Annotated in this window: 14 protein-coding genes, 5 tRNA genes and 1 other RNA gene; 16 read left to right on the top strand and 4 right to left on the bottom strand. The window is 40.2% G+C overall.

Translation table 11 applies throughout. The features are described 5' to 3' along the window. Window positions 1-21 precede the first annotated feature (21 nt). Complete coding sequence (locus tag FN960_RS10335; RefSeq protein ID WP_143848628.1) at window positions 22-447, top strand: Fur family transcriptional regulator; 426 nt, start codon at window positions 22-24, stop codon at window positions 445-447. A 304-nt stretch (window positions 448-751) separates the two neighbouring features. On the opposite strand, the gene FN960_RS10330 is transcribed toward FN960_RS10335, so the two are convergent. After that, window positions 752-1,336 (bottom strand): 5' nucleotidase, NT5C type, encoded by a 585-nt coding sequence (locus FN960_RS10330; protein ID WP_143848627.1) that lies wholly within the window; start codon window positions 1,334-1,336, stop codon window positions 752-754. 144 nt (window positions 1,337-1,480) lie between these two features. Here FN960_RS10330 and FN960_RS10325 point away from each other — a divergent pair, with 144 nt between their 5' ends. Further along, complete coding sequence (locus FN960_RS10325) at window positions 1,481-1,915, top strand: DUF308 domain-containing protein (RefSeq protein ID WP_143848626.1); 435 nt, start codon at window positions 1,481-1,483, stop codon at window positions 1,913-1,915. Between the two features lie 74 nt (window positions 1,916-1,989). On the opposite strand, the gene ispG is transcribed toward FN960_RS10325, so the two are convergent. Both ispG and yqfZ read right to left on the bottom strand, forming a co-directional pair. Then, window positions 1,990-3,096 carry a flavodoxin-dependent (E)-4-hydroxy-3-methylbut-2-enyl-diphosphate synthase gene (ispG, locus tag FN960_RS10320; protein WP_143848625.1) on the bottom strand — a complete coding sequence of 369 codons (1,107 nt, stop codon included), beginning with the start codon at window positions 3,094-3,096 and terminating at the stop codon, window positions 1,990-1,992. Window positions 3,097-3,205: 109 nt separating this feature from the next. After that, window positions 3,206-3,565, bottom strand: a complete 360-nt coding sequence (gene yqfZ / locus FN960_RS10315) for a protein YqfZ (protein WP_260681978.1) — start codon at window positions 3,563-3,565, stop codon at window positions 3,206-3,208. A 103-nt stretch (window positions 3,566-3,668) separates the two neighbouring features. On the opposite strand from yqfZ, the gene FN960_RS10310 reads away from it, so the two are divergent. The 3 genes from FN960_RS10310 to FN960_RS10300 all read left to right on the top strand — a co-directional run bounded on the left by FN960_RS10310 (window position 3,669) and on the right by FN960_RS10300 (window position 6,630). Continuing rightward, on the top strand, window positions 3,669-4,853 hold the full coding sequence (locus FN960_RS10310) for an MFS transporter (protein ID WP_143848624.1): 1,185 nt from the start codon (window positions 3,669-3,671) through the stop codon (window positions 4,851-4,853). 122 nt (window positions 4,854-4,975) lie between these two features. Beyond that, the gene (locus FN960_RS10305) at window positions 4,976-5,851 is read left to right on the top strand and encodes a DUF1002 domain-containing protein (protein WP_143848623.1); all 876 of its coding nucleotides are present in this window, start codon (window positions 4,976-4,978) and stop codon (window positions 5,849-5,851) included. A 137-nt stretch (window positions 5,852-5,988) separates the two neighbouring features. Beyond that, the gene (locus tag FN960_RS10300; protein ID WP_143848622.1) at window positions 5,989-6,630 is read left to right on the top strand and encodes an NfeD family protein; all 642 of its coding nucleotides are present in this window, start codon (window positions 5,989-5,991) and stop codon (window positions 6,628-6,630) included. Between the two features lie 7 nt (window positions 6,631-6,637). On the opposite strand, the gene FN960_RS10295 is transcribed toward FN960_RS10300, so the two are convergent. After that, window positions 6,638-7,408, bottom strand: coding sequence for a DUF1189 family protein (locus FN960_RS10295; RefSeq protein WP_143848621.1), 771 nt, complete (start codon window positions 7,406-7,408; stop codon window positions 6,638-6,640). Window positions 7,409-7,634: 226 nt separating this feature from the next. Between FN960_RS10295 and FN960_RS10290 the strand changes: the two genes are divergently transcribed. From FN960_RS10290 to FN960_RS10240, 11 genes are all read left to right on the top strand, one after another. After that, entirely contained in the window at window positions 7,635-9,254 is a 1,620-nt protein-coding gene (locus tag FN960_RS10290; protein ID WP_143848620.1) for a Na/Pi cotransporter family protein, read from the top strand. A gap of 171 nt (window positions 9,255-9,425) precedes the next feature. Then, a tRNA-Asn gene (locus FN960_RS10285) sits at window positions 9,426-9,500 on the top strand. A 4-nt stretch (window positions 9,501-9,504) separates the two neighbouring features. Continuing rightward, a tRNA-Met gene (locus FN960_RS10280) sits at window positions 9,505-9,581 on the top strand. A 32-nt stretch (window positions 9,582-9,613) separates the two neighbouring features. Then, window positions 9,614-9,689: transfer RNA gene (locus FN960_RS10275), tRNA-His, on the top strand. Between the two features lie 4 nt (window positions 9,690-9,693). Continuing rightward, window positions 9,694-9,767: transfer RNA gene (locus tag FN960_RS10270), tRNA-Ile, on the top strand. 23 nt (window positions 9,768-9,790) lie between these two features. Continuing rightward, a tRNA-Ser gene (locus tag FN960_RS10265) sits at window positions 9,791-9,880 on the top strand. Window positions 9,881-9,945: 65 nt separating this feature from the next. Continuing rightward, window positions 9,946-10,632 (top strand): nuclease-related domain-containing protein, encoded by a 687-nt coding sequence (locus FN960_RS10260; RefSeq protein ID WP_260681985.1) that lies wholly within the window; start codon window positions 9,946-9,948, stop codon window positions 10,630-10,632. A gap of 1,074 nt (window positions 10,633-11,706) precedes the next feature. After that, window positions 11,707-12,315, top strand: coding sequence for a superoxide dismutase (locus FN960_RS10255; RefSeq protein WP_143848618.1), 609 nt, complete (start codon window positions 11,707-11,709; stop codon window positions 12,313-12,315). A gap of 122 nt (window positions 12,316-12,437) precedes the next feature. After that, complete coding sequence (locus FN960_RS10250) at window positions 12,438-13,730, top strand: MFS transporter (protein ID WP_143848617.1); 1,293 nt, start codon at window positions 12,438-12,440, stop codon at window positions 13,728-13,730. A gap of 48 nt (window positions 13,731-13,778) precedes the next feature. Continuing rightward, window positions 13,779-13,959: non-coding RNA, 6S RNA (ssrS, locus tag FN960_RS10245), on the top strand. Between the two features lie 105 nt (window positions 13,960-14,064). Further along, window positions 14,065-16,176 (top strand): peptidoglycan D,D-transpeptidase FtsI family protein, encoded by a 2,112-nt coding sequence (locus FN960_RS10240; RefSeq protein WP_143848616.1) that lies wholly within the window; start codon window positions 14,065-14,067, stop codon window positions 16,174-16,176. Window positions 16,177-16,331: the final 155 nt, after the last annotated feature.

Below are 16,331 nucleotides of genomic sequence, written 5' to 3'. Positions count from 1 at the left end.
CGAACGGGAGGGTGTAAGCTGATGAAGGTATCTGATGCCTTAGAACGCTTAAAAGACCATGGCTACAAATATACGGGCAAACGCGAAAAAATGATTCAATTGTTTGCAGAAGAAGAACGATATATTCCAGCAAAGGAAGTATTAGAGCACATGCAGGAAGATTATCCTGGCTTGAGCTTTGATACCATTTACCGTAATCTTTCGTTATTTCAAGAGCTCAACATCTTAGAGGAAACTGAGCTTGATGGGGAGAAGAGGTTTCGCATTACGTGTAAAACAAACTCTCATCATCATCATTTAATTTGTTTATCGTGTGGACGCACAGAGCACTTTCACACATGCCCAGTAAGCGAGACGACGATAGCAGATCAGTTTCCATCTTTTCAGGTGCAAGGACACAAATTTGAGGTATACGGCACGTGTGGCCCATGTAGTGCAAATAACTAAGATATAGCAGGTTAAGCAAGGAAAAAAGTGTTTTAATTACAAGAGCACCCGAACGGTTATGTTTTAACATACGTTCGGGTGTTCTTCGTTAAGTAGGACGGTAGGCTACGCTTTGAACAGTACACTCTGCTAAGTTTATACTGCCATTATGCTTTTTTCATAGCTCTTCGTTCGGCATATTCAAGGCATTTCTCACAAACCTTTACCTTTTTCCCTTGGTCAGAGTAATAAGTTCTCATATAACCTGTTTTTGATTGGCAAAACACACACTTCTTAGATTGAAAAAATGATTTAAGTGAAACCATTAGTAAGAACCCTTATGTTTCTCAAGCCATGTGTTTACCCATTTTTCTGCTTCAAGCCAGTTTTTTACTCGAATGACGCCCTCAGGGACAGGTTCTTGGTTATACGGTGTGTCAAATAGGATAACAGGAATCGAACATTGTTCTGCTATTGCTACAGCATTATCATGCTTATCCTCAAAAAAAATATCTAAATGATATTGGTGGACTGCATCAACCTTATCATGTTGTCCTAGCAGTTCAATGTGATGGTAAGGGAGCTGTTTTTGCTCCAACCATACCTTTGTAATATCCTCTAAATAATTGCCTCTGGCTGTTACATAATATAATTCAAATCTAGTTGCCCATTTCTGGATAACAATTTCAGCGTGTTCCGCCATTGCCGCTTTTTCATATATAGTAGCTTCATTTTTCTTCATCCACTGACTGAATTCATCGTAGCTAATATCTAATAATCCGGTCAAGTCATAGGAGGTAATATCCTCAATGGTTAGCTGTTTATTAAAAGCCTGATTTAATGCTGGAACAAAGGCTGCTGGGTCTGTGACGGTTCCATCTATATCTAATCCAAATCGAATATTTTTCATTATAAATCCCCTCCAAACTGTATTGTATCATTTTGTTTTCAGAATGGAAAAGTTAGCCGTGCCATCTTCCCATATAAAGGAGGGGTTTACGAAAGTGATAAAGGACAGACTAATAAGAATCCCTGCATCAGAAAGTGAGGGATTATGACTGTGAAGGAAAATCAAGACCAAGAACCAGTAAGGTTAGTTGATCCTGAGGATAAATCTTTAACATTTTTAAACACAGATGTGCATAAGCCTGAATATGGAAAACGAGAATATAATTCGGGAGCAAGCGCTGATTCGTTTAATGAAGAAACAGCGAATGAATTTCCTGCTCCCCAAAGAATGGATTATCAGGAAACAGATGATCAGGAGGAAGCTTCAATTGATGGGTTAATGAAAGGCAAAGCAATGGGGATATTTGCCCTAATTTTATCCATCCTTTCCTTGTTCATTCTCCCAATCTTGTTGGGCGCAGCAGGCATTGTTATAGGGATTGTATCTAGAAAAGGGGATGCCAAAACACTCGGAAGCTGGGCGATTGGAATTGGTGCTGTTTCCATTATAGCCTCTTTATTCTTCAGAAGCTTCATTTAGTCCACTACGATGTTAAATGATGCAGGGAGAGAAAAACCCCGCTGCCAAGTACTACTTGGTAGCGGGGTTTTGTGTTATACCGTTTCAGCTTCAGCAGCTTGTTTCTTATAGTGCTCCTCAGCAATAATATCAATTTCTTTCTTTAATTCTTCAACCATAATTTCTTCTGGTACTTTTCGAACGATCTCGCCATGTCTAAATAATAGACCCTCTCCACGTGCACCGGCAATCCCGATATCTGCTTCACGTGCTTCACCAGGTCCGTTTACCGCACATCCGAGTACAGCGACTTTAATTGGAGCCTTAATAGAAGCGATGTATTCCTCGACTTCATTAGCAATACTAATTAGATCAATCTCAATACGTCCACACGTAGGACACGAGATTAAGGTAGCAGCATTTGCAGCTAGTCCAAAGGATTTGAGTAATTCACGAGCTACTTTGACCTCTTCAACCGGATCGGCGCTTAAAGAGATACGTAACGTGTTTCCAATACCCATATTAAGGATTGCACCTAAGCCGGCAGCACTTTTTACTGTACCAGCAAATAATGTACCAGACTCTGTAATGCCTAAGTGAAGCGGATAATCAAAGGCTTTAGAAGCTTTCTCATAGGCTTCAATGGCAAGATGCACATCTGATGCCTTCATAGAGACGATGATGTCATGGAAATCAAGGTCTTCAAGGATCTTAATATGGTGCAGTGCACTTTCAACCATACCATCTGCGGTTGGGTAGCCATATTTTTCAACAATCTTACGCTCAAGTGATCCTGCATTTACCCCAATACGAATCGGAATTCCTTTTTCTTTGGCTGCTTTCACAACAGCTTCTACTTTTTCACGACGTCCAATATTTCCCGGGTTAATACGGATTTTGTCAGCTCCGCCTTCAATAGCTTTTAATGCCAGCTTGTAATCAAAATGAATATCAACAACTAAAGGGATAGAAATTTGTGCTTTTATATCTTTAATTGCTTCAGCAGCCTTCATATCAGGGCAAGCCACACGAACGATCTGGCATCCAGCCTCAGCCAATCGATTGATCTCAGCTACAGTAGCTTCAACATCATGTGTTTTTGTTGTTGTCATACTTTGAATGACGACTTCATCATTGCCACCTATTGTCAAGTTTCCGACCTTGACTGGGCGGGTTTTTGTACGATGGGTTATTTCGGTCATTGACCAATCGCTCCTTTATTCAACCTGTACCATTCAACAAGTTGTCTAGTCTCATAAATCGAGATACGACTATATTTTATCAATGACCTGATTGGTTTGGCAAGGAAATTCACTCTTTATCATAAATCGGAAACAAATAGGTTTGTCCAATTTGGATAGCATCTGGCTCGAGAGAGTGATTTAATGCCTTAAAATCATCAACAATCTGTTGAATACTTACTGGGATGGGGCCTTGGTGTAGATGCTCAACAATGGATAACACCGTGTGGCCAGGTTCAACGATAACCTCTTGAGATTGTAAGTCGAGCGTTGGCTCCTGTATCGTTTCAGACGATTGTTTTTGCTGCCCTGACTTAATGTTTGCTTGCACTTTAGTCTGGTCCTTATCAGGAAGGGAGCCCGTTCGCAAATCGGAAATTACACCAGTCATTAATATGAGTAAGCCAATACAAATAAACAAGCGCTTCAATGCTTGTCCCCCTTTATGAATAAATACAGATATCTTCATTCTATGCACACGTGGTGTGTAATATGACTAAAAAAATCAAATAGTAATAGGGAGGGGGTTGGTTATGGTCAAATTATGGGTTCAAACAATCGGAATCGGTAGCTTTACAATCATAATGGTTGTGGGAAATGGTTTATTTATTCCTTTGATTCCAGAGATTCAAAAGAATTTACAATTAAATGCGTCACAAGCTAGCCTAGTGCTGGGCAGCTTCTCTTATGCGGGGGCGATCATGATTCCTTTAAGCAGCTGGTTAAGTCGTAGCTATGGTAGAAAAAAAGTACTAACGATTTCTTTACTTCTGTTACTCATTGGCTGTGTATTATCTTCTACTGCCGGGTTTACGGAAAATCTGGAGTTAGCCTATTATGAAATTCTTGGTGGAAGGATCTTGCAAGGTGTTGGCGCAGGGGCAGCCGCTCCAATGGGTTTAATTCTTGCTTCAGAGCTATATCACGGCTCAGATCAGATAAAGATGATTAGCAATTTGGAAATAATGAATGGGGTAGCCAAAGCTATAAGTCCGGTTTGTGGTGGGCTTATCATGTTATATGCATGGCAAACAGGTTTCATTTGGTACATGGCCCTAGCTTCTGTTTCATTGGCAGTCGTCCTATTTTTGTTACGACCAGGGAACGTCGGGACAGAGGTGGTGGCTTCCAATAAGGAGCCAATAAATAATTGGAAATGGGTTAGCCCCTTGTTTGCATTAGGATTTATGGTTATGTTTTTATTATACGGTTTACTTTTTATTGTAGCAGCTCTGATTAGCCAGTCCGGACAAAGAGGCATCTTTGTCTCCTTACCTCTAGCCATGTTAGTTATCATTTCTTATTTTTACGGAAGATCTAATCAACATTCTTTTCGACAAATCCAGCGGTTGATTTATTTTGGCATTGCTATGTTGTTAATGTCCGGATGTATCGCCTGTTTTCACTATCTCTCAATAAACTTTACAATTATCGCCTCTATGGTGGTTGGTGCAGCAGCAGGCATACTTTTGCCAGCCTCATCAAACCTTTTACTGATGGTAACACCTGAATATTGCAAAAAAAAGGCGATCACTTGGCTCACGATGTTTCGTTTTTTGGGTGTTGCGACCGGTCCGGTTGTTTTTGGAATGTGGAGCAATCAGTGGATGGAACATGTCTTTTATTTGATTGGTTTAGTAGGGGTCTTAGGACTTGTTTTTGTTGTATGTTGGCAACGATCAGGTCACAGTCATGTCACTATGATGGACACAAAATAGGTCAAAAGTCACTTTTCTTTTTCTCCAAAAAAAGGTTTCCTAGTGTGAAGGGTATCAAAAGATAAATAGATACTCCAAACAGATTCGTATCGTGTCTGTTAACAAAAAGGGGTCGATCAACGATGAAAAAGATCTTACAAAAAAGTACGATTTTTGCCATGATGCTTTTGTTGTTAGTTCCGGGAGTCGCTCAAGCAGATGCTGTACCTGGAGATGTCATAGTGACTTTGGGAGCAGATTTAACACCAGCGCAGAGAGAAGATTTACTGGAGGAAATGGGAGCTCCAGATGGTGTAGAAATACTTGAAGTAACAAATGAAGAAGAACATATCTACTTAGGTAATTACATTAGTAGCAGGAATATAGGAACTCGCGCACTATCCTCATCCATGATTACGATGACGGAAGCAGGACAAGGGATTAATGTGGAAAGCAACCATATCACATGGGTGTCAGACAAGATGTATGCAAATGCGTTAGTGACAGCTGGCGTAGAAGATGCCGATATATATGTGACTGCACCATTTGATGTTTCTGGTACGGCGGGATTAACAGGATTAATCAAGGCATACGAGGTAGCCGCTGATATTGATATTCCTGAAGAACAGAAGCAAGTAGCGAACGAGGAAATGGTTAAAACAGCAGAGCTTGCCGAATCAGTTGGTGTGGAGGAAGCAACCGAGCTAATTAATCGAATAAAAGAAGAAATCGGCGATCAAAACATCGAAACTGAGGATGACTTAAGAGCTTTGATTGAACGTATCGCAGATGAATTAGGGATTACCTTAACTGATGAAGAATTGAATGGGCTCGTATCTTTATTTATGCGAATGAAGGACTTGGATATTAACTGGGATCAGGTTCAAGAACAAATTTCTAAAGTACGTGATAACTTAGGGGAGTTTCTTGATAGAGAAGAAACTCAATCATTTATAAGCAGCTTTTTAGATTTTATTAACCAGATTATCGATTCCATAAAGAATTTCTTCAGATCATAGGAAAGTAAAAGGAGAAGGGGATTCTACCCTTCTTTTTTGCTATTTGAATGAGAGCGGTTAATTAAATAAATTTTAATTGAAACGTAATCGCGTTATAATCGTACATATAAGAAAAGGGAAAGAGGGGAGATGACCAAATGGAATGGCTAGATACAGCAAGTATTGGATTTATCGTGATCTTTTTAGGAACTTTGTTTCTATTTGGTGAATTATTAGTTAAAGCGCGAGGATTGTTTGCTTTATTAGGTATTGGAATGACAGCAATGTATTTCCTTCACCACCTTACTGGAGACTCTGGATTCTGGGTTATTATACTTTACTTAATTGGTATTGTATTAATTATCTTAGATGGAAAGCTGTTCTCGGATGGAACGGTTGGAATTATTGGTGTGATTCTTATGATTGTTGGTCTTGCCATCCCGGCTCCAACATTAGTGTATGGAATCCTCGTAGCAATGGCCTTTGTATTAGGGGCATTTGGATCATTATTTTTCTTAAAAGTATTTACCCGCAGGCAAATGTGGTCGAAATTAACCTTTAAGGATCGTTTAACAAGTGAGCGAGGGTATAACTCAATTAACGTAAGCTACAAAGAGTTAGTAGGAAAAGAAGGTAAGACCATGAATGCTTTAAGACCAACAGGAACGATTACAATAGATGGTCAACCATACAGTGCGACGAGTGGTGGTCAATGGATTGAAGCAGAGGCCGAAATTACAGTCACTTCTGTCGATGGCACAAGAATTCTTGTTGCGAAGGTAGAAAATAAAGAAGAGTAGAAAAACGTTAATTCGTTTTTCTACTCTTTTTTTTGCGTGATAGTAAAAAAAGCATGTATCCATAAAAACCAATATAAGGAAGGAAAAACCATGTTATCGAAAGCTCATTTAACCACGTAACCATCCAAGCATATAGTATCAAAGGAAGAGGTAGAGTATGTACACTTATTTTCCATAAATGAATAAATTGTATGTTTTTTTTCTTTCGATAAAAAGGAAGAGCAACTATAGTCAGCAGAGAGCTCCCTATAAAAGCAGAGGCAATAACAATGACGATAATAATTAAAGTCATAATCGAGAGAAGAATGGGAAGAAAGCTTTGAACCCCCTCGATTTGACTTATAATGTCTTCTTTAGTTAGCGGCTCTTGACCAAGCACGCTATAAGGCAGCTCCTGCTTAAAATTAGGGAGGATTAGCCTAGCTGTCTCTTGGTGCAAGAGTAGCACCTCATCTTGACTCTCTGACAAGCTATATTCCTCATTTGGATCCACTATTACCTGCAAGCTCCCTGTATCAACCGAGAGGGGTAACGAGTTTAATGGATGGACAAGTTGATCATCATGAATAGAAAAACTGACTTCTGGATGCTCTAAAGAGTTATGTAGAAGGCTAAAACCAGACCAAATAGATGAACTAAGTACGATACAAAATGGCAGCAATGCTAAGATAACCGTAAAACACACATGCCCAAGAACATGAATCGTAGGACGAAATCTTGAAGCAAGAACAGTTTGACGATGATAAAAACATTTGCGAAACCAAGAAAAGAAATTCATAACAATTCTCCTGAAAAAAAAGACATAATAATTTAATCATAGCGGAAGCGGATTCATTGAGCAATAGTAGGCTATACTGTGAACGAAAATTGGTTTGTGAAGTAGATAACATATATATATTTATAAATAGAGGTTTACAAATAATTAATAAATGTTTAATAATAGATGCGTATGTGCTTGATAATTGTCGAATAATCGTATTTTGCAAATGAAGGGATGAGATTGTGTGGATGTTCAATCGCTCGTATTTACGTTTCTTGGAGGTATAGGAATCTTTCTATTTGCTGTAAAGTTTATGGGAGACGGCCTTCAAAAAGCGGCAGGCGACCGTTTGCGTGATTTGTTAGACAAATTCACAACGAACCCATTTATGGGTGTATTGACGGGGATCCTGGTTACGGCATTAATTCAAAGTAGTACGGGAACAACGGTTTTAACGATTGGCTTAGTAAACGCCGGATTTATGACACTAAGGCAAGCAATTGGTGTCGTAATGGGGGCCAATATTGGAACAACCACAACAGCTTTTATTATAAGTATTAACGTATCTGAGTATGCTTTACCAATTATTGCTTTAGGTGCCTTTATGCTGTTTTTCTTTAAAGCGCCAAAAGTACAAAACATTGGGCAGGTTGTCTTTGGAATAGGAGCTCTCTTTTATGGTTTAAAATTGATGGGCCAAGGGCTAGCTCCTTTAAGAGATTTACCTGCATTTGCAGAGTGGACAGTGACGCTTAGTGAGAATCCACTTCTAGGAGTCTTAGTAGGAACTGTCATGACTGTAGTTATCCAAAGTTCGACGGCGGCTATAGGTATTATTCAGCAGCTTTATGCTCAAGATGCCATTACGTTGACAGCTGCACTTCCAGTATTATTTGGAGATAATATCGGAACAACTATTACTGCTGTTATCGCCGCAATTGGTGCGACAGTTGCAGCAAGAAGAACAGCACTCACGCATGTTATTTTTAACTTAATTGGTACGGCAGTTGTCCTTTTAATATTGCCTATATTCCAGAGATTTATTGAATATCTTGCTGTGACCTTTAACTTAAATCCAATGATGCAGATTGCTACAGCCCATGGGGTGTTTAACGTAGCAAATGTAATTATTTTATTCCCGTTTATTGGTGTATTAGCATGGATTGTTACAAAACTTATTCCTGGACAAGATGCCATTGTTGAGTTTAAATCAAAGCATTTAGATGCTCGTTTTATTGAAAGCTCACCATCTATTGCGTTAGGACAAGCTCAGCAAGAGGTTCTTCGTATGGCGGAATATTCATATGATGGTCTTGTTAATGCAGCTGAATATCTTGAAACAGGAGAGAAGAAGCTAGCCGAACGTACGGTCCAATATGAACAAGCAATCAATAATCTTGATCGAGAAATCACGGATTACTTAGTGCAAGTTTCATCTCACTCATTATCAGATCAGGATTCAAAGAAGCATTCGACTTTACTCGATTCTCTTCGTGATATTGAACGTATTGGCGATCACATGGAGAACATTGTTGAGCTGAAAGACTACCAAAAATCAAATAAAGTCACGATGTCTGATACAGCTATGAATGATTTAAAGGAAATGTTTGAACTCACGAAGGAGACGCTTAAAGCAGCAATTTCTTCCCTTGAGCACCACGATGTTGAAATGGCAAAGGGTGTACTTGAGAAAGAAGAACTAATTGACAAAATGGAGCGCCGTCTGAGAAAACAACACATCTCTCGCATGAACGAAGGTGTATGTTCTGGAGGATCTGGTATAGTATTTGTTGATATCGTAAGTAACCTTGAACGTATTGGTGATCACAGTGTAAACATCGCTGAAGCGGTTATAGGGGAATAAAGCTTGTAGCTGGGATAAGGGGATTTATCCCAGCTTTATTTGAGACTTGTCTAATAAAGCTGACTTATGGTAAAGTATTCATGACGCTGTGAAAAAAAGAAATAAAAAAAGCTTGCGTCGGTTTCAGGGACATGATATTATAGTTCTTGTCCTAATGAAAACAAACATTATTCCACAGTAGCTCAGTGGTAGAGCAATCGGCTGTTAACCGATCGGTCGTAGGTTCGAGTCCTACCTGTGGAGCCATTATGGCGGTGTAGCTCAGCTGGCTAGAGCGTACGGTTCATACCCGTGAGGTCGGGGGTTCGATCCCCTCCGCCGCTACCAACAAATACATAGTATGATTAACGTATGGCATGGCGGTTGTGGCGAAGTGGTTAACGCACCGGATTGTGATTCCGGCATTCGTGGGTTCAATTCCCATCAGCCGCCCCATCATGGACCCTTAGCTCAGTTGGTTAGAGCACTCGGCTCATAACCGATTGGTCGTAGGTTCGAGTCCTACAGGGTCCACTCTCATACATACTTTATCCCACGGAGGAATACCCAAGTCTGGCTGAAGGGATCGGTCTTGAAAACCGACAGGCGGGTCAAACCGCGCGGGGGTTCGAATCCCTCTTCCTCCTTATCCAAGAAAAAAGCTGAACGCTGATGCGTTTAGCTTTTTTTGTTGTGAGGAGGAATATGGGTGATGGATGTGGAAGTTGAGAAAAAGAAGGAGGAGATAAAACTGATGCTAAAAGAGCGTTCCAAACCTGTACGATTAGCTCAGCTCAAAGCATTAGAAAGGAGGTTACCAACTGAACATAGAATAATACCAAAACTTAAAGAAGATATCATATTAAGAGAAGCCGGTTATCGCGGAGAACAAAGTTTAGATTATTATCTTAACTTTTTAGAATCACAAGATTTTATTTTTCTTCATGATCTCAGTCTAAAGGGAGAGAATGGTTTTTTCTTTCAAATGGATACAGTAGCCATTTGCCCTCAGTTTATAGCAATCATCGAAGTGAAAAACCTCGCTGGAAAGATATGTTTTTATGAAAACACAAACCAATGGATTCGGAAATACAACCAAAAAGAAGAACCCATACCTAGCCCTATCGAACAATTAAAAAGACAAAGAATGCAACTTGCAGATTGGTTCATCAATTATGCGATACCTTTAAAGCCAATACTTGAGTTAGCGGTCTTTACTAATCCTTCTACCTACATCGAATCAACTTCTTCAACTAACCAAACCCTTTCAAGAGTCATACTCGCAGAGCATTTACCTACAAAGTTAGACGCATTAAAGAAGCATTATCATACAGAAAAAATAAAAAAATCCGAGCAATTAAAAATAGCAACCTTATTAGCTAAGCCAATCAATCGATAAAACCTCCTTCTCTGTCAACGTATCACCTTAACCAAACAGACATTCAAATTGGAGTCCAATGTCCAAACTGTTTCACAATTATGAATCGAACGAGACAAAGCTGGCAATGTATGAAATGCAATACACGTTCGGAAAGCGCTCATGTGAAAGCCTTAGAGGATTATTTTTTATTAATCAAACCCACGATTACAAATGAAGAATGTAGAAATTACCTTCAAATCTCCTCCCCAACAATTGCTCATCGACTCCTCAATCAATTAAAAATCTCTACTGTAAGAAAAAACAGATATACGTACTATGCACTAACTTATCCCTTGAAAAAAAACTGAAGGAGAATAGTGAGGATATTTAAACGGAAAGTATGTGTCTTGGAGCGCCGCATGTGGATGGGAGCCCGCCTGCGACTGAGAGCACGCCGCATGTGGATAGGAGCCGCCTCCTGCGTCTGAGAGCACGCCGCATGTCGATGGAAGCTACCGCCTGCGTCTGAGAGCACGCCGCATGTGGATAGAAGCCGCCGCCTGCGTCTGAGAGTCGCCGCATGTCGATGGAAGCCGCCGCCTGCGTCTGAGAGCACGCCGCATGTCGATGGAAGCTACCGCCTGCGTCTGAGAGCACGCCGCATGTGGATAGGAGCTACCGCCTGCGTCTGAGAGTCCGCCGCATGTGGATAGAAGCCGCCGCCTGCGACTGAGAGTCTGCCGCATGTGGATGGGAGCCGCCGCCTGCGACTAAGAGCACGCCGCATGTGGATAGGAGCTACCGCCTGCGTCTGAGAGCACGCCGCATGTCGATAGAAGCCTCCACATGCGTCTGAGAGCACGCCGCAGTCGATAGAAGCTACTACATGCCCCCGCAGCCCACTGCTAATAATCACTCCAACTTTCCTTAAAAAGTAGAGGTTTAAGAAAATTTCATGTGTGGAACAGATATAGTAGGACTTGCGATGAATAAAGTCTTTTCATTTGCATATCTCGGATTATTTTGGTAACTTGAACAGGCAGACTTATGAAACGTTTTTGTTTCAAAAGTTAGCCACAAAAAAATGGAACTCATTCAAGGAGGAGATTTAACATGGCATACGAACTACCACCATTACCTTATGCAGCGAACGCACTTGAACCTCACATCGATGAGCAAACAATGAACATTCACCATGACAAGCATCACAATACTTATGTAACAAAGCTTAATGCAGCGCTTGAGGGTCATTCTGATCTTGCAAGCAAGTCTGTAGAGGAGCTAATTAGCGATCTTGATGCTCTACCTGAATCTGTTCGTACACCTGTACGCAACAATGGCGGTGGACATGCTAACCACACGTTCTTCTGGGAGCTATTAACTCCAGGCGGAAGCTCTGAACCAACCGGTGAGCTTGCTGATGCGATTACTAGTGAATTTGGAAGCTTTGAAGCATTCAAAGAAGAATTCGCAGCAGCGGGAGCTAACCGTTTTGGATCTGGTTGGGCTTGGCTAATTATTGATGGCGGTAAATTAGTTATCACAAGCACACCAAACCAAGATACGCCAGTGATGGAAGGCAAATCACCAATCATTGGTTTAGATGTATGGGAGCATGCTTATTATCTTAAGTATCAAAACCGTCGTCCCGATTATATCGAGGCATTCTGGAGTGTTGTGAATTGGGATGTAGCTGCTAAGAACTATGAAGCAGCAAAATAAGATAGGATGAATTAAAACCCGCAAAAGATGGTATTTCCATCTTTTGCGGGTTTTGTCTTTTCTAATGCTTTGCATACTCCCGCTTTGAGAGTGACACACTACTTTCTGAGGGTGGTGAGTCTATGCAGAGTAAAACCCTGTCACGTATACTTGGGCAAACGGAGCTTACGAAGGATCTTGTGATGCTACTTGTTATTGGTGGATTATATGCACTTAGTATTGCTTTATCAAATACATTTGTTAATGTCTATTTATGGAAGCAGTCGGGCAAGTTTATGGATCTCGCTTTGTATAATTTGGCTGCCGTGACCTGTCAACCATTAGCATTTCTTGTTGCGGGAAGGTTATCAAAGAAAATCGACAGGGTTTATGTGCTACGAATTGGTGTGGCGATCCTTTCGTTATTTTATTTCTCTGTCCTTTTTGTAGGTGGAGGTTCTTTACCAAAAATTTTATTACTAGGAGCATTAATTGGAATGGGCCTTGGTTTTTATTGGCTTGCCTTTAATGTGTTGACCTTTGAAGTCACGGAACCGGAAACCAGAGATTTCTTCAACGGGTTTCTAGGATTATTAACCTCTTTTGCTGGCATGATTGGACCAATAGCTGCTGGAGCAATTATCACAGGCTTACAAAAATCGATTGGATATACAGTCATCTTTTCCGTTTCACTTACAATCTTCTTAGCAGCCGTTTTTTTAAGCATGATGTTAAAAAAACGTCATGCTAAAGGTCGATTTCAAATCAAACCAATTATTAAAGAGAAACAAAATAATCCTGCGTGGAACCGAATATTACACGCTCATTTTTTTCAAGGCTTGCGTGAAGGTACATTTGTTTTTGTGATTGTGGTTTGGGTTTATACGGTAACCCAAAGTGAACTTGCTTTAGGTACTTATGGGCTAATTACGTCGGCCACTCAGTTGATCGTTTATTATGCCGCAGGAAGATTGATCAAAACAAAGCTAAGAAAAAAAGCCATCTTACTTGGTGGTCTCATCCTGTACGTAGCAATTTTTTTAATCGTCACTCATTTAACCTACCCTAAGTTAATTCTTTATGGCATTCTCATTTCGATTGCTTATCCAATGCTGTTAGTTCCTTACATTTCATTGACCTATGATGTCATCGGGAAAGCTTGGAAGGCAGCAGAGATGAGGGTTGAGTATATGGTGGTTCGAGAGTTATTTTTAAATGCTGGCAGAGTCATTTCGGTGCTTTTATTTATCTTCTCGATAAGCTTTTTTCAGGAATCTACAGCCATTCCAGTGCTCTTACTGTTGCTTGGTGCAGGTCATGCTGTGATCTATTGGTGTGTTAGACCCATCCACTTTAATGTAAACACAGAAGTCTCAAAAGCAAGTGTCGATTCTCAGACAAATGAGAAGGGGGAAACGGGAGGCTCAAACGCATAGGCAAGCTTTTGAGCTTTCTAAGGTTCAATCATTATGTTATACTTTACCTATTACCTGCCATGTACGCGAGCTTCTTTTCTGTTTTGAACCTTGATCAAGAAAAGGGAGCCTCACATAGGCAATAGGACAGTATGCCGCATAAGCGGACACTGGAGCATTGATCTGCGGGCACCCACCTACTCGAAGTAGGTTCTTGAACGATGGGAGCAGCGGCATACGCGGGGATAGTATGAAAAAGACTTTTGACAAAATAGTGAATATAGACACCCCTTACTGAGGTGTCTATTGGTGTGTTTACATAGATCATAGGAATAACATTGATAGGAGAGGTCAAATGGGAAAAAAAAATAAAAAAAGACGTCACGTTCCTGTTCGTTTAAATGTATTATTTCTTATTGTTTTTCTATTATTTTCAGCTTTAATATTACGCTTAGGTGTAGTTCAAATCGTCCAAGGGGAAGAATACGAAAGAGAGCTAACGCAAACAACGAATCAGACAGCGAGAATAGATGCACCACGTGGAATTATGTATGACAGATTTGGTCATACGATCGTTGATAATGAGATGGAACTTTCTGTCACCTATACAAATCCGTCCGAGCAATCAAACAGCGAAAAAACAAAAGAGATGCTTCGAATCGCTAACGAATTATCAACAATGATTGACGTTGATACAGAAAAAATCACACAAAGAGATCTCCAGGATTATTGGTATGAAAATGCGTCCAAAGAAGAAAGAGATGCACTAGTGGATGGTATAGATACCTCTGAAATGAGTAATTCTGAAGAATATCAAACGATGATTAACCAAATTGGTGATGAACAATTAGATCAATACTCAGAGGAAGAGCTTAAAGTCATTGCTATATATCGCGAAATGACAAGGGGTTACGCTGGGTCGCCGCAACGTATTAAACGAGCGGTAACACAAGAAGAAGCGCATAAGGTGTCGGAGCATTTAAATGATCTTCCTGGTGTTGACATTCTACGTGATTCAATACGTAGCTACACGTATGGGGATACGTTTCGAACGATATTAGGGAATACACGCACGATTCCAGCTGAGCAAATTGATAGCTATTTAGCAAAAGGCTATGACCGTTCGGATTTAGTGGGGGTAAGCTATTTAGAAGCTCAATATGAGGATGTATTGCGTGGACAAAAGGCCGAGATTAATCGGAGTTCAACAAGAAATGGAACAACTACGGAAAATACAATAGATGAAAAGCCGGGAAGTCGTGGGAATGATTTGGTTCTGACTTTAGATATGGAAATGCAGCAGAATCTAGAAGACATCATAGAAAGCACGGTAAGAGCTAATGCAGGTTCCTACTTAGATAAAAGAGAAGCATATGCTATTATGATGAATCCTAAAACGGGTGAAATTATAGCCATGTCTGGTTTTAATGATGATCCTTCTAATCCAGATGGGGTAAAAGTTAACGATACAGGTGTGATTAATAACGGCTTTGAAATGGGTTCATCTGTTAAAGCAGCATCAGTACTTACTGGTTTTGAAACGGGTGTTATGAACCCGAATACTGTCATAAATGATCGCCCTTTAAATGTTAGGGGAACACCTACAAAAAAATCTGTATCAAGAATGGGTAATGTGAATTATTTAACTGCTTTAGAAAGATCTTCGAATGTTTATATGTTCTATATCGCCATGAGATTAGCTAATCATGAGTATCAACCTAACGCTCCTTTTAGAGATCTTACTGCTATTCGGGATGGCTATCAAACAGCACGGTACAATTTTAATCAGTTTGGTTTAGGGTCTGATCCTGGTATTGATTTACCAAGTGTATCTACAGGTTACCAGGGTGAAAGTTCGAATGGTGGTAATTTGATGGACTTTTTCATTGGTCAGTTTGATACCTATACTCCATTACAAGCAGTTCAGTATATTTCAACTGTTGCAAACGATGGTCAACGAATGAGACCTCACCTTGTATCCGAAATTCGTGAGCCAGCAACAAATGGAGAAGAGGGGGCGATTGTTACACAATTTAAACCTGAAGTTCTAAATCAAGTTGATGCAAGTAAAGAAGAGATTCAAATGGTCAAGAATGGTTTAAGTAGGGTTGTATATGGCTCAAATGGTACTGCTCAAGCTATGCGAACTGGTGGAGGCGGAATTGATAAAGTCAACTTCACAGACCAATTCCCTGATATGGCTGCAAAAACTGGCACGGCTGAAGTGACAGTAAATGGTAGAGATGCGAATAACCAAACATTAGTTGGTTATGCACCGGCTGATGATCCAGAAATTGCTTTTGCAATTGTTGTACCTGGAGTATATACCACAACTAAACCAAGTATTGCACAAAAGATCGGCTCCAAAATGCTCAACTCATACTTCGAAATCAACGAAGATCGCCAGGGCCCTGAACAGGTAGAAACAGTCCTTGAAGACGTTGATACTGATTCTGAGGTAGAATAGTAGTTAGATAGACTATAAGATAAGTGAAGGAATCTAACATCCGCAACAGATACGTTTATACGTGTCTGTTGCTTTTTTGTTTTAAAAATTTCCATACAGCCACTCATTTCCGATCATATCCTCCCATCTCTCAGGTTTAATCATTTTTATGGTTT

This window comes from Alkalicoccobacillus porphyridii (genome assembly GCF_007293315.1).
Classification (GTDB): domain Bacteria; phylum Bacillota; class Bacilli; order Bacillales; family Bacillaceae_D; genus Alkalicoccobacillus; species Alkalicoccobacillus porphyridii.
Note: the sequence above shows the minus strand (reverse complement) of the source record. Positions and strands in the feature narration are given on the sequence as shown.

What these genes read in the sequence shown, in the direction of transcription:
- ispG (WP_143848625.1), bottom strand. Translation starts at nt 3,096, where the DNA reads ATGACCGAAATAACCCATCGTACAAAAACCCGCCCAGTCAAGGTCGGA.
- FN960_RS10325 (WP_143848626.1), top strand. Translation starts at nt 1,481, where the DNA reads ATGACTGTGAAGGAAAATCAAGACCAAGAACCAGTAAGGTTAGTTGAT.
- FN960_RS10335 (WP_143848628.1), top strand. Translation starts at nt 22, where the DNA reads ATGAAGGTATCTGATGCCTTAGAACGCTTAAAAGACCATGGCTACAAA.
- FN960_RS10330 (WP_143848627.1), bottom strand. Translation starts at nt 1,336, where the DNA reads ATGAAAAATATTCGATTTGGATTAGATATAGATGGAACCGTCACAGAC.
- FN960_RS10240 (WP_143848616.1), top strand. Translation starts at nt 14,065, where the DNA reads ATGGGAAAAAAAAATAAAAAAAGACGTCACGTTCCTGTTCGTTTAAAT.
- FN960_RS10295 (WP_143848621.1), bottom strand. Translation starts at nt 7,408, where the DNA reads ATGAATTTCTTTTCTTGGTTTCGCAAATGTTTTTATCATCGTCAAACT.
- FN960_RS10305 (WP_143848623.1), top strand. Translation starts at nt 4,976, where the DNA reads ATGAAAAAGATCTTACAAAAAAGTACGATTTTTGCCATGATGCTTTTG.
- FN960_RS10250 (WP_143848617.1), top strand. Translation starts at nt 12,438, where the DNA reads ATGCAGAGTAAAACCCTGTCACGTATACTTGGGCAAACGGAGCTTACG.
- FN960_RS10255 (WP_143848618.1), top strand. Translation starts at nt 11,707, where the DNA reads ATGGCATACGAACTACCACCATTACCTTATGCAGCGAACGCACTTGAA.
- FN960_RS10310 (WP_143848624.1), top strand. Translation starts at nt 3,669, where the DNA reads ATGGTCAAATTATGGGTTCAAACAATCGGAATCGGTAGCTTTACAATC.
- FN960_RS10300 (WP_143848622.1), top strand. Translation starts at nt 5,989, where the DNA reads ATGGAATGGCTAGATACAGCAAGTATTGGATTTATCGTGATCTTTTTA.
- FN960_RS10260 (WP_260681985.1), top strand. Translation starts at nt 9,946, where the DNA reads ATGGATGTGGAAGTTGAGAAAAAGAAGGAGGAGATAAAACTGATGCTA.